11 protein-coding genes are annotated in these 12,498 nt (G+C 70.7%); 2 read left to right on the top strand and 9 right to left on the bottom strand.

Features of this window, described 5'->3' with window-relative positions:
* The first annotated feature begins 39 nt into the window (after window positions 1-39).
* Entirely contained in the window at window positions 40-2,052 is a 2,013-nt protein-coding gene (locus tag P9K36_RS13910) for a CoA-transferase (protein WP_278307149.1), read from the top strand.
* Window positions 2,045-3,517 (top strand): NAD-dependent succinate-semialdehyde dehydrogenase, encoded by a 1,473-nt coding sequence (locus tag P9K36_RS13915; protein WP_052083619.1) that lies wholly within the window; start codon window positions 2,045-2,047, stop codon window positions 3,515-3,517. Before P9K36_RS13910 ends, P9K36_RS13915 begins: the two co-directional genes overlap by 8 nt.
* A 76-nt stretch (window positions 3,518-3,593) precedes the next feature.
* Here the strand turns inward: P9K36_RS13915 and P9K36_RS13920 are convergent, their stop codons facing one another.
* From P9K36_RS13920 to pedF, 9 genes are all read right to left on the bottom strand, one after another.
* On the bottom strand, window positions 3,594-3,881 hold the full coding sequence (locus P9K36_RS13920; RefSeq protein ID WP_043757663.1) for a hypothetical protein: 288 nt from the start codon (window positions 3,879-3,881) through the stop codon (window positions 3,594-3,596).
* 66 nt (window positions 3,882-3,947) lie between these two features.
* The gene (locus P9K36_RS13925) at window positions 3,948-4,874 is read right to left on the bottom strand and encodes an HlyD family secretion protein (protein WP_043387973.1); all 927 of its coding nucleotides are present in this window, start codon (window positions 4,872-4,874) and stop codon (window positions 3,948-3,950) included.
* Window positions 4,871-5,080 carry a DUF1656 domain-containing protein gene (locus P9K36_RS13930; protein ID WP_043355775.1) on the bottom strand — a complete coding sequence of 70 codons (210 nt, stop codon included), beginning with the start codon at window positions 5,078-5,080 and terminating at the stop codon, window positions 4,871-4,873. Before P9K36_RS13930 ends, P9K36_RS13925 begins: the two co-directional genes overlap by 4 nt.
* Window positions 5,077-7,128, bottom strand: a complete 2,052-nt coding sequence (locus P9K36_RS13935; RefSeq protein WP_043757668.1) for an FUSC family protein — start codon at window positions 7,126-7,128, stop codon at window positions 5,077-5,079. The genes P9K36_RS13930 and P9K36_RS13935 overlap by 4 nt, the downstream gene beginning before the upstream one ends.
* The gene (locus P9K36_RS13940) at window positions 7,125-7,616 is read right to left on the bottom strand and encodes a MarR family transcriptional regulator (protein ID WP_052083846.1); all 492 of its coding nucleotides are present in this window, start codon (window positions 7,614-7,616) and stop codon (window positions 7,125-7,127) included. Before P9K36_RS13940 ends, P9K36_RS13935 begins: the two co-directional genes overlap by 4 nt.
* A 391-nt stretch (window positions 7,617-8,007) precedes the next feature.
* On the bottom strand, window positions 8,008-8,667 hold the full coding sequence (locus tag P9K36_RS13945; RefSeq protein ID WP_043757671.1) for a response regulator transcription factor: 660 nt from the start codon (window positions 8,665-8,667) through the stop codon (window positions 8,008-8,010).
* A 175-nt stretch (window positions 8,668-8,842) separates the two neighbouring features.
* A complete protein-coding gene (locus P9K36_RS13950) occupies window positions 8,843-10,612 on the bottom strand; it encodes a PQQ-dependent methanol/ethanol family dehydrogenase (RefSeq protein WP_043757674.1) in 1,770 nt (589 codons plus the stop codon).
* Between the two features lie 493 nt (window positions 10,613-11,105).
* Complete coding sequence (locus P9K36_RS13955) at window positions 11,106-11,966, bottom strand: transporter substrate-binding domain-containing protein (RefSeq protein WP_043757677.1); 861 nt, start codon at window positions 11,964-11,966, stop codon at window positions 11,106-11,108.
* Window positions 11,956-12,384, bottom strand: coding sequence for a cytochrome c-550 PedF (gene pedF, locus P9K36_RS13960; protein WP_236961383.1), 429 nt, complete (start codon window positions 12,382-12,384; stop codon window positions 11,956-11,958). The genes P9K36_RS13955 and pedF overlap by 11 nt, the downstream gene beginning before the upstream one ends.
* Between the last annotated feature and the right edge of the window lie 114 nt (window positions 12,385-12,498).

The following is a 12,498-nucleotide window of genomic DNA, read 5'->3' on the forward strand; positions in this document are numbered from 1 at the left end:
AGCCGCTCCGGCCGCATCCCGGGCGCCGAGGATCACCCGATGGGCAGCCTGAAGAACAAGATCGTCAGCGCCGACGAGGCAGTCGCCATCCTGCAGGACGGTGACATGGTGGCGGTGTCGGGCTTCGTCGGCATCGGCACGCCCGACGAGCTGATCCTGGCGCTCGCCCGCCGCTTCGAATCCGGCGCCGGCCCGCACGGGCTCGGTCTGATGTTCGCCGCCGCCCCCGGCGACGGCAAGGAGCGCGGCCTCAACCGGCTGGCGCTCCCGGGCCTCGTCCGCCGCGTCGTCGGCGGCCACTGGGCCCTGGTGCCGAAGCTCGGCGCCATGGCGGTCGAGGGCCTGATCGAGGCCTACAACCTGCCGCTCGGCGTGGTCTCGCACCTCTACCGGGAGATCGCGGCCCGCACGCCGGGCCACATCACCAAGGTCGGCCTGCGCACCTTCGTGGACCCGCGGCTGGAGGGCGGCAAGCTCAACGCCGTGACGCACGAGGACCTCGTCAGCGTGGTCGAGCTCGGCGGCGAATCCTGGCTCCACTACAAGGCGTTTCCCATCAACGTCGCGCTGATCCGCGGCACCACGGCCGATCCCGCCGGCAACATCACCATGGAGCGCGAGGCGCTCACCCTCGACAACCTCGCCGCCGCCATGGCGGCGAAGAACTCGGGCGGCTTCGTCATCGCGCAGGTGGAGCGGCTGGCCGAGGCCGGCTCGCTCAACCCGCGCGAGGTGCAGGTGCCCGGCGTGCTGGTCGATTGCGTGGTGCTCAGTCAGCCCGAGAACCACCGCCAGACCTACGGCACGCCCTACAACCACGCCTTCACGGGCCGCCAGCGGGTGCCCCTCGACCGGATCGCCCCCATGGCGCTCGATGCCCGCAAGGTCATCGCCCGGCGCTGCGCCTTCGAGTTGCCGCCGGGCGGCGTGGTCAATCTCGGCATCGGCATGCCGGAGGGCGTCGCGGCGGTCGCCGCCGAGGAGCGGGTGCTGAAATACCTGACGCTCACCGCCGAGCCCGGCGTGATCGGCGGCCTGCCGCAGGGCGGGCTCGATTTCGGCGCCGCCCTGAATCCGGCCGCGGTGCTGCACCAGAACCAGCAGTTCGATTTCTACGACGGCGGCGGCCTCGACCTCGCCTGCCTGGGCCTCGCCCAGTGCGACGCGGAGGGCAACGTCAACGTCAGCCGCTTCGGCAAGCGGCTCGCGGGCGCGGGCGGCTTCATCAACATCTCGCAGAACGCCAAGAGCCTCGTCTTCGCCGGCACCTTCACGGCCGACGGGCTCAAGGTCGCGGTGGAGGATGGCGGCATCCGGATCCTCACCGAGGGCCGCTCCCGGAAGTTCATCGCCGCGGTGGAGCAGGTGACCTTCTCGGGGGCCTACGCGGCCGAGCGCGGCCAGCCGGTGCTCTACGTGACCGAGCGCTGCGTCTTCCGGCGGACGCGGGCCGGCATGGAGCTCGTGGAGGTCGCGCCGGGCATCGACGTCGCGCGGGACATCCTGGGCCAGATGGGTTTCGCGCCCATCGTGCAGGACCCGAAACCGATGGATCCGCGCCTGTTCCGCGAGGCCGTGATGGCCCTGGAGCCCTGGCTGCTGGGCCTCTCGCTGTCGGAGCGGATCAGCTACGACCCGGAGCGCAACATCCTGTTCTCGAACCTGGAGGGTTTCCAGGTGCGGACCATCGACGACGTCGAGCTGGTGCGCCGGGAATACGAGCGCGCCTGCCAGGAGATCGGCCGCAAGGTCCACCTGATCGCCAATTACGACGGGTTCGAGATCGACCCGACGGTGAGCGACGCCTATTTCTCGGCGATCGCCTATCTCGAGAACCGCTATTACGAGACCGCGTCGCGGTACACCACGAGCGCGTTCCTGCGATTGAAACTCGGCGCCTCGTTGGCGAGCCGCGATCTGGCTCCCCATGTCTTCGAGACCAAAGCCGAGGCGCAGGCGCGGAACACCGCCCAGAGCGTGCCCCTCAAGCCGCGCCCCGGCCTGTCCCAGCCCGACAGATCGCAGCCGCCGAAGGAACCGTTGGATGCCTGAGTTCGAGACCCCCGCCCTGACGGACCGCGCCTTGCTGGTCGATGCCTGCCTGATCGGCGGCACATGGTCGAAGGCCGGCTCCGGCAGCATCGACGTCACCAACCCGGCGACCGGCGCCTTGATCGCCCGGGTGCCGAATGCCGGCGCCGCTGAGACGGCCCAGGCGATCAAGGCCGCCCACGCGGCCTACCCGGCCTGGCGCGCCAAGACCGCCAACGAGCGCGCCGTGCTGCTGCGCAAGCTCGCGGCGCTCGTCACCGAGCATCAGGAGGACCTCGCCCAGATCCTCACCGCCGAGCAGGGCAAGTCGCTGACCGAGTCCCGCGGCGAGGTCGCCATGTCGGCGGCCTACGTGCTGTGGTTCGCGGAAGAAGCGCGCCGCGTCTACGGCGACGTGGTCCCCTCCCCCTGGGGCGACCGCAAGATCCTCGTCACCAAGGAGCCGGTGGGCGTGGTGGCGGCGATCACGCCGTGGAACTTCCCGTCCTCCATGATCGCCCGCAAGATCGCCCCGGCGCTGGCGGCCGGCTGCCCGATCGTGATCAAGCCCGCCTCGCAGACCCCGCTCTCGGGCCTCGCCTGGGGCGTCCTGTGCGAGCGCGCCGGCTTCCCGGCCGGCACGGTCTCGATCCTCACCGGCTCGGCCCGCGCCATCGGCGCCGAGATGACCGGCAACCCGCTCGTCAAGAAGATCACGTTCACGGGCTCCACCGAGGTCGGCAAGGTGCTGCTGGAGCAGGCCGCCCACACGGTGAAGAAGGTCTCGATGGAGCTGGGCGGCAACGCACCCTTCATCGTGTTCGACGACGCCGACCTCGACAAGGCGGTGGCCGGCGCGATGCTCGCCAAGTACCGCAATTCCGGCCAGACCTGCATCTGCACCAACCGCTTCCTGGTGCAGGACGGGATCTACGACGCCTTCGCCGAGAAGATGGCCGAGGCGGCCAACCGCCTGAAGGTCGGCAACGGCGTCGAGGACGGCGTCGCCCAGGGGCCGCTGATCGACATGGCCGCGGTGGAGAAGACCGAGGCGCATATCCGCGACGCGCTCGAGAAGGGCGGCCGGGTGATCGCGGGCGGCCACCGGCACGCGCTCGGCGGCCAGTTCTTCGAGCCCACCGTGATCACCGGCGCCACGCCCGCCATGGCGGTGGCCCGGGAGGAGACCTTCGGGCCGCTGGCGCCGCTGTTCCGGTTCCGCGACGAGGCCGAGGCGATCCGCATGGCCAACGACACCGAGTACGGGCTCGCCTGCTACTTCTACACCCGCGACCTCGGCCGCACCTTCCGGGTCGCGGAGGCGCTGGAATACGGCATGGTCGGGATCAACGAGGGGATCATCACCACCGAGGTGGCGCCCTTCGGCGGCGTGAAGGAATCCGGCCTCGGCCGCGAGGGCTCGTACCAGGGTATCGAGGATTACCTGAACACCAAGTACCTCTGCGTGGGCGGCCTCGGTGCGTAGGGCCGGGCCCACGTCGACCCGGATCGGGGCCTGATTGGTTCTCCCTCCCCCGCGGAGGAGGGAGAACCGGTGCGTCTTACTTCCCGCTCGGCGCCGCGCCGCTGCCCGTGGCGCCGTTGCCCGAGCTGCTGCCGGCGGGCGCGCCCGGGGTGCTGACGCGCGGGCCGCCGCTGGTGCCGGGCGCCATGCCGGCGCCGGTGGAGCCGGTACTCTCCATGGAGCCGGCTCCCGTCCCGGTGCCGCCCACCGCGCCGGACTTGTTGACGTTGCCCTGGTTGGCGCCGCCGGTCTGGGGGGCCTGAGCCAGCGCCGCGCCGGACGTGGCGAGCACGAGGGACGTGGCGAGGGCGAGGATCGTCTTCATGGGGACTCCTGACAATGGTGGGTCGTGTCAGGGCAACCCGGCGGCGCCGGGAATGTTCGGTCGCCTTTAGCGGGCGAGCGCCTCCCGCCACGCCGTCCAGGGCCAGCGCAGGGCCTCCCCGCCCGCCGACGGCGCGATCGACACCGTCGCGGTCCGGCCGCTGACCAGCCGCGGGTCCGCCGGGCCGCCGTCGAGGGTGATCCGCACGGGGATGCGCTGGGCCAGCCGCACCCACGAGAAGGTCGGGTTGACGTTCGCCAGCAGGTTGGTGGCGTCGCTGCGGCCGGTCTCGCCGATGCCCCCCGCGATGCTCGCCACGCGGCCCGTGAGCACGCCGTCCTCGCCCATCAGCTGGACGTTGACCGGCGCGCCGACGCGGATGCGCGGCAGCTTGGTCTCCTCGAAATAGCCCTCGATCCGGACGGTGTCGCGGTCGATCAGCGCCATGACCCCGCGGCCCGTGGTGACGTAGGCGCCCGGACGCAGCTCCATGTTGGTGATCCGGCCGTTGACCGAGGCCCGCACCGCCGAGCGTTCCAGGTTGAGCTTGGCGAGGTCGCGGTCGGCCAGGGCCTGCTCGTAGGCCGCCTGGGCGGACAGGTCGGCGGCCTTGGTGGCCTCGACCTTCTGCTGCGAGACGGCCGCGTCGGAGAGCTTGCTGTAGCGGGCATAGTCGGCGGCAGTCTGCTCGGCGGTGGCCTTGCGGCCCTCCACCATCGCCTCCGCCTGCCGCAGCCCGATGCGGAACCGGTCCGGATCGATGCGGAACAGGACGTCGCCCTTCCGCACGACCTGATTGTCCTCCACCAGCACCTCGGTGACGAGGCCGGACACGTCGGGGGCCACCGCCACGACGTCGGCGCGCACGCGCCCGTCCCGGGTCCAGGGGGCATCCATGTAGTAATCCCACAGGCCGAGGCCGACGATCAGCGCCGCGGCGACCATGCCGAGGGTGACCAGGAGGCGGCCGAGGACGGAGAACAGGGCGGTCATTGCAGGGTCCGGTGGGCGAGGGTCACGACGCCGCCGAGCAGGACGACGTAGAGGGCGAGGTCGAAGAGCGGCCGGTGCCAGACGAGGCGGTAGAAGCCGGTCGCCGACAGGAGACGGCGGAGCGGCAGGCTGAGCGCGAAGGCGATGGCCATCCAGAGCGCGAGGCCCGGCACGAACACGCCGTAGAGGTCGATCTCGCCCATCATGCCGCCATCTCCCGGTCGTCCCGCGCGGGGGGCGCCGCCCGGTAGGCCGGCGCGTCGGGGAAGAGCCCGCGGCGCAGGCCGGTGAGTCCGATCAGGGCGGCCCGGCGTTCCGGCCCGGGGGCCGCATCCGCGACGGCGTCAAGCCCGTCGTCCAGCGCCGCCAGAAGCGCCGAATCCGGTCGGCCGGTCCGGTCGCGGAGCTGGCGCGCCGCCAGCGCGAGGGCCCGGTCGACGGCGGTCCGGGGCGGACCCGTCAGCCGCCGGCGCACCCGACGGACCTCCACGAGGTTGATGCCCACCCGGACATCGGCCAGCAGGTCGCCCACGGAAGCCGACGTCTCGGCCGGCAGCGTCGCCAGCCGCGGGGCGATCAGCCCGATGCGGTCGAGCATCAGGGCGGCGAGTTCGAGGCCGTGGCCGGTGCCGCGCCCGTCCGCGGCGGCTGCGAGGCTCTGCCGGTTGATCCGCACGAGCCGCCGGGCGCTCCAGCCGGCGCCCACCGAGCGGATCAGCCGGGTGACCACCGCCCCGACCCACATGCCCACCACCGAGGCGATCACCCCGTTGGCGAAGGGCGCGAAGTCGCCGCTGTAGCCGTTCTGGAGCGCCAGAAGCGTCGCGCCGTTCAGCGCCGCGCCCATGCCCATCGGGGCGGTGCGCGGCTGCGTCATCATCAGGCCGCACAGGATCAGGGCCGGCGCGAGCGCCAGGGCCAGCATCTCGAAGGAGGTGGCGAGGGGCAGCACGGCGAACAGGTAGAGGCCCGCGCCGAGGGCGCCGACGAGCGCCGAGTTGGTGAAGCTCAGGATCTGCGGCGCGGGATCGTCCTGCGCGGCGAACAGGCAGCAGGCGACCGCACCCATCATCGGCGCCGCGGATCCGTCGGGCCAGCCGGTGGCGATCCAGATCGCACAGCAGACCAGCAGGCCCACGAACACCCCGAAGGCCGAGAACGCCGCCAGCCCATGGTCGCGGTGGCGGATGGACCGGACCCGGGCCGTGTAGGCGAAGGCGAGCGGCGCCCGCGGCGGCGTCCCGGCGGCAAGGTGGCCACGGAGTGCCCGCAGGTCCTGGCGCAGGTCGATGACGTCGCGCAGGCGTGCCGCGAGGCTCGCGAGCAGCAGCGTGGTCCAGTCCGGATTCCGGCCGAGGGTCGGCTCGAACCCGTCGATCCGGCCGCGCAGATGCGCGGCGCGCTCCGGATCATCCGCCTCGTCGGCGAGCCAGACGGCGAGGTCCGACAGGAATGACCGGACCCGCGCCGGCAGCGCGCCCGCCCGCTCCAAGGTCTCGACGCGATCCGCCACGGCGGCGACGATCGGCAGGACCATCAGCATGTGCTGCCGGACCGGCGCGAAGGCCTCCGCGGCGCGCTCCGCGCCCGTCGCCTCGTTGCGCAGGGCGAGGCCGAGGGCATCGAGGCCGAGGGCGTCCGAGGCGAGGCGCAGGCGCCGGCCCTGGCTCGTCCCGGAAGCCTCCGGCGCCCGGGCCGCCGCGAGGGCACCCTGGATCCACGCACGGGCTTCCGCCAGCCAGAGATTCAGACGCCCGACGATCAGGGGGGCCGCCGATTGCGGCAGGATCAGCGTGGCGGCGAGGCTGGCGCAGAGGATCCCCAGGGAGATCTCCTCGGCCCGCGCCACCGCGGTGTCGAAGATCGCCCCGGGATCCTCGACGGCGGGGAAGCCGATCAGCGCCGCCGTGTAGCCGGCGAGCATCGGCAGGTAGCTCGCCGGTGTGCGGTCGAGAAGCGAGACGTAGAGGCAGAGCGCGACCCAGAGGGCCACCGCGAGGCTCAGCAGGATCGGCTCGTTGACGAGGTTCGGCACCAGCACGACGCTCACCGCCGCGCCGAGCACCGTGCCGCCGACGCGGTAGACGGCCTTTGCGCGCGTCGCGCCCGAGAGGACCTGGCTGGTGATGTAGACGGTGCCCACCGCCCAGTAGGGCCGCGGCAGGTCGATCCAGAGCGCGACGAACAGGGCGAGCATCGCCGCCGCGTAGGTCTTCAGCGCGAAGGCCCAGTCGCGCCATCCGGGGAGGGTCACGACGCCGGCTCCAGCTCGGGGGCGGCCGCGGCGGCCTCCCGCCCGTAGCGCTGGAGCGCCGCGAAGACCCGCACGCTCGCTTCGAGATCGGCGTCGTCGACCTCAGCGAAGACCCGCGCGCGCAGGGTCGACAACGCGGTCTCGATCTCCTCGAAGACCTGCCGTCCGCGCGGGGTCAGACCCAGCACCTTGGCGCGGCGGTCGGACGGATCCTCGCGGCGGACCACCAGCCCGGCGGCGGCGAGCTGGTCGAGGAGGCGGACCAGCGAGGGGCCTTCGATGCCGACGGCCTCCGCCAGGACGTTCTGGCGCGGTTCCTCTTCCATCCGACCGATGATGATCAGCGGGTGCGCGGTGGCGTCGGACAGGCCATGCGCCTCCGCGACATTGTTGGCGGCGCGCCGCCAGTGGCGTCCCGTCGTCAGCAACGCGTGCGTGGTGGCCTGCTGCAGCCGCTCGCGCGTCCTGGGATCGTCGATGTCGGTCACGGTCTGATCCCCCGCCGCGAGGACCCAGCGAAGACGCCGGATCAATCAGTTCACATACTGATAGATAGCATCATATCGATTTGGACAGGGTGACATCGTGGTCGGTCAGGGTTGCGGGCAACGAATGGGCACGTCCCTCGTCCCGATGGTGTGCAGCGTCAGCGGAATGCAGCTCAGGGTCCGGCACGCACGTGTGCGGAACGGTGAGCGGGCCAGTCCATCCCGCCCCTTCACCCTGAGGTGCCCGCGTCAGCGGGGCTCGAAGGCGGGCTCTGGGGATCGCGCGGCTGGCTGGAGCCCGCCTTCGAGGCCTCCGTTGCGCTCCGGCACCTCAGGATGAGGTGGAGCGGGGGGCGCCGATCAAGGGCGTCGCGGTCTCGCAGCCGCGCCGTCAGGCCGGATGCGTGTTGTGGATCTGGTCGAAGTCCAGCGACGCCGTATCGATCACGATCTGCGTCCGGCTGATGACCTCGAGCTTGCGCAGGATTTCCGAGACGTGCGCCTTCACGGTCGAGTCACCGACCTGCAGTTCGTGAGCGATCTGCTTGTTGAGCTTGCCCTGCCGGATCATCATCAGCACCCGCAATTGCTGCGGCGTCAGCCGGGCGAGGCGCTCGGGGAGCGGCGCCTTCTTGCTCCGTGGTGCGGGCGTCGTGGCCTCGGTGAGACCCGGCGGCAGGAACAGCGCCCCGCGCATCACCTCGGTGATCGCCCGGGTGAGCGTCGCCTTGTCCATGGCCTTCGGGACGAAGCCCGCCGCGCCGTGCTGCAGCGCCTCGCGCACGATGCGCGGATCCTCGTGGCCGGAGACGATCAGGATCGGGATCCGCGGAAAGCTCGCCCGGATGGTGATCAACCCGTCGAAGCCGGTCACGCCCCGCATGGAGAGGTCGAGGAGCGTCAGGTCGATGCTGCGATTCGCGGCGAGCACCGCGCAGGCCGCCTCGATCCCGTCCGCCTCGTGAAGGACCGCGTCCGGATGCGCGAGGCGGATCGTGGCCGCCAGGGCGTCGCGGAACAGCGGGTGGTCGTCGACGATGAGGAGATTCACGCAGACCTCGGTCCTTCGCTCGAGATCCTCACAGGATCCGCCGAACCCGCGGGCGGGAGGTCCGAAGGGTGATCGATGCGGCCCCGGGGCGCAAGCGGGTGTTGAGACGAACGCCGCGCCCCGAGGCCCAGGCGTGCCGGCCCGGGAAGGCCGACACGCTTTCGGTTGCGCGCCGTCAGCGCGCCGCCACCGTCTTCGGCAGCTTGAACGCCCAGAAGCTGCCGCCCTGGTTGATGCCGGCCGTGGACTTGGCGACCTCGCCGCCCCACAGCGGCACCGCGCCGCCCCAGCCGGCCGCGACGCCGACCCACTGCTCGCCGTCCTGCTCCCAGGTGATCGGCGAGGAGACCACGCCGGTGCCGACCTGGAACTTCCACACCTCCTCGCCGGTCTTGGCGTCGAAGGCCTTCAGGAAGCCCTCCGGGGTACCGGTGAAGACGAGGTTGCCCGCGGTGGTGAGCACGCCGGCCCAGAGCGGGGCCTTGTTCTTGTACTCCCAGACGACCTTGCCGGAGGCCGGGTCGATCGCCTTGAGCGAGCCGATATGGTCGTCGAAGACCGGCTTGATGGTGAAGCCGGCACCGAGATAGGCGGCGCCCTTCTTGTAGTTCACCGGCTCGTTCCAGATATCCATGCCCCACTCGTTGGACGGCACGTAGAACAGCTTGGTGTCGGGGCTGTAGCCGATCGGCATCCAGTTCTTGCCGCCGAGGAAGCTCGGCACCGCGAAGACCGACTTGCCCTTCTTGTCGTCGCCCTGGGCCTTGCTCGGGTCGCCGGGCCGGTTCACCTCGTTGTAGATCGGGCGGCCGTTCTCATCGATGCCCTTGGCCCAGTTGATCTTCTCGACGAACGGCGTCGCCGAGATGAACTTCCCGTTGGTGCGGTCGAGGACGTAGAAGAAGCCGTTGCGGTCGGCGGTGGCGCCGGCCTTGATGGTCTTGCCGCCCTTGTTCAGGTCGAACGGCACGAACTCGTTGACGCCGTCGAAGTCCCAGCCGTCGTGCGGGGTGGTCTGGAAGCCCCAGACGATCTCGCCGTTGTCGGGGTTGAGGGCGAGGCGCGAGGAGGTCCACTTGTTGTCGCCCGGCCGCAGCCAGGAGTTCCACGGGCCCGGGTTGCCGGTGCCGAAGTAGATCAGGTTGGTCTCGGGGTCGTAGGTGCCGCCGAGCCACGTGGCGCCGCCGCCGAACTTCCACATGTCGCCCGGCCAGCTCTCGTTGACCTTGCCGGTCATGGTCGAGGGCTTGCCGTTGAGCTCGCCCATGTGGCCCTCGATCACGGGGCGCTTCCAGACCACCTCGCCGGTCTCGGCGTCGCGGGCCTCGATCCGCCCGATCACGCCGAACTCGCCGCCCGACACGCCGGTGATGATCTTGCCCTTCACGATGATCGGGGCGGCCGTGTAGCTGTAGCCGGCCTTGAAGTCGTCGATGTCCTTGCGCCAGACGACCTTGCCGGTCTTGGTGTTCAGGGCGACGAGCTTGGCGTCGAGCGTGCCGAAATAGACGTTGTCCTTGTAGAGGGCGGCGCCGCGGTTCACCACGTCGCAGCAGGGCAGGATGCCCTCCGGCAGGCGGGCATCGTATTCCCATTTCTTCTCGCCGGTGCGGGAATCGATCGCGTACATGCGCGAATACGAGCCCGTGACGTAGATGATGCCGTCCTTGACCAGCGCCTGGCTCTCCTGGCCGCGCTGCTTCTCGCCGCCGAACGAGAACGACCACGCCGGCACGAGGCTCTTGATGTTGTCGCGGTTGAGGGTCTTCAGCGGGCTGAACCGCTGGGCCTGCGGCCCGAGGCCGTAGGTGACGACGTCGCCGGGCGTCTTGGCGTCGTTGATGATGTCCTGCTCGCTCACCCCCTGGGCCATGGCCGGCAGGGCACCGCCCGCCACGAGGGCGGCGACGCCCACCGCGGCGAGGAACCGGGTCCGCATTCTCATGACGTCTCCTCCGTGATCGTCTCCGGTCCCTGCGGCCGGAGCTTTCGGGTTTCGGCGCGATCCGCACGAGTCGCGGGGCGCCCCCTTGGAGAACGACGCTATCGCTGTTCTCAGGAAAGTCTTATTGGCCATTGGTCCAATAAGACGATCGGTTCAATGGCCGAGAAGAAAGTATTCGGTGAACCAAGAACAGCTGCCGCCCCGGCGCTGCGCGCCGGTCGGGGACGGAATGCACGGCCGGGTCCGTTCGACGCGCCGGTCTCGAACGGGCCGGTCGAGGGACGCTGAGATCCGACCCACGACCACATCCTGAGGCGCCGGAGCACAGTGGAGTCCTCGAAGGAGACCTCCAGCTGGTCGGGCCATCCCTGCAGATCTCCTTCGAAGCTGCTGCGCAGCACCTCAGGATGCCGTTGAGACTTGGAGATCCGGCTTCGGACCGTGATTTCTCCTTCCCTTCATCGTCCTCCGCCGGAGAGCGGCTCAGCGCCGCTCAGTACCCCTTCGGCGGCGTGTAGGTGACGCCGTAGGTCTCGCAGATCGCCTTGAGGCCGCCGTCCGCGTTCAGCGCCGTGATCGCGTCCCCGACCGCGTAGGCGAGGTCGCGGGAATCAGTGCGCACCGCGCCGCCGATCTCCCAGCGGGTCTTCACCAGCCCGGTCGAGGGGATCGTGGCGATCGGGTTGTCGTCCTTCGGGGCCTTCGCGGCGAACAGGGCGGCCTCGATCGCCGCGCGGGTGCCCGCCAGGATCGGCGCCTCGCCGGCGAGATAGGCCGTCGCGGCCTCCTCGAAGCTCTTGTAATGCTTCAGGTTCGGGCGGAAGCGACCGCCCTGCGCGGTCAGCAGCATCAGGTCGGCGGCGCTGGTGCCTTCCAGGGCGACGGTCCTGTCGCCGATGTCGTCGAGCCTGTCGAAGCCCTCCAGGGCGTCCTTCCGGTACGCGAAGGCGATCTCCTGCTCGACATACGGGGCGGTGAAGAACACCTGCTCGTTGCGCAGGGCGAGTTGCCGGTCGGTCGGCACGTGCAGCATCAGGTCGGCGAGGGGCGTGCCGGCGAGATCGCCCCGCCACAGGTTCAGGCGCAGGTCGCCATCCACGTTCTCGCCGGCATCGACCACGCGCAGGTCGAGCTTCACCTTCAGCCTGTCGGCGATGGCCTGCGCGAGATCGGCATCGATACCCCGGGCCTTGCCCGTCCCGGCGTCGGAGAACGGCGCGTTGTCGCCGTAGACCGCCACCCGCAGGGTGCCGTCCGCCACGACCTGATCGAGCGGGCGCGCGGCCGCCTCCGGCTGGAACCGGAGGGCCAGGAGCAATCCGCAGGCGAGGAGGAGCCGCGCGCTACTCCTCATGCTTCGACTCGATGTAGCTGCGGATCGCCCAGAGGCCTTCCTGCGAGATCACCCCGTCGAAGGCCGGCATCTTGGTCACGCCGTTGATGACGGCGCCGTGCTTCATGCGCTCGACGAAGTATTCGTCGCCCTCCTTGCCCTGCGGCAGGTAGCGCAGGTCCGGGGCGAGGCCGCCGGAGATCATCTCCAGGCCGTGGCAGCGGGCGCAGTTCTGGTTGAAGCCCGAGGCGCCGATCGCGATGGCGTGCTTGTCGCCCTTGTAGGGGTTCTCGGCGACCCACTCGGTGCCGAGCGGCTTCAGGCCGTCGGTGTTGACCGGCTGGGGCTGAACGTCGCCGTGTCCGAGGGCGCTGCCGGCGGCGAGGGCCAGCCCCAGCGCCGCGAGCATGCCGCCCGCCGCCGTCTTCATGGTGCGCATCCGCCGCCTCCCCTCGTTGTTGGACGAGGGTTAGCAAGGTTCGGGCAGCGGACCCATTATGCTTTGGTACGGATCTATCGGCTGATCGCCATCCACGACTTGTGTTGCGCTGCG

Origin of the sequence: Methylobacterium sp. 391_Methyba4 (assembly GCF_029691625.1) — a bacterium.
Lineage (GTDB): Bacteria > Pseudomonadota > Alphaproteobacteria > Rhizobiales > Beijerinckiaceae > Methylobacterium > Methylobacterium fujisawaense.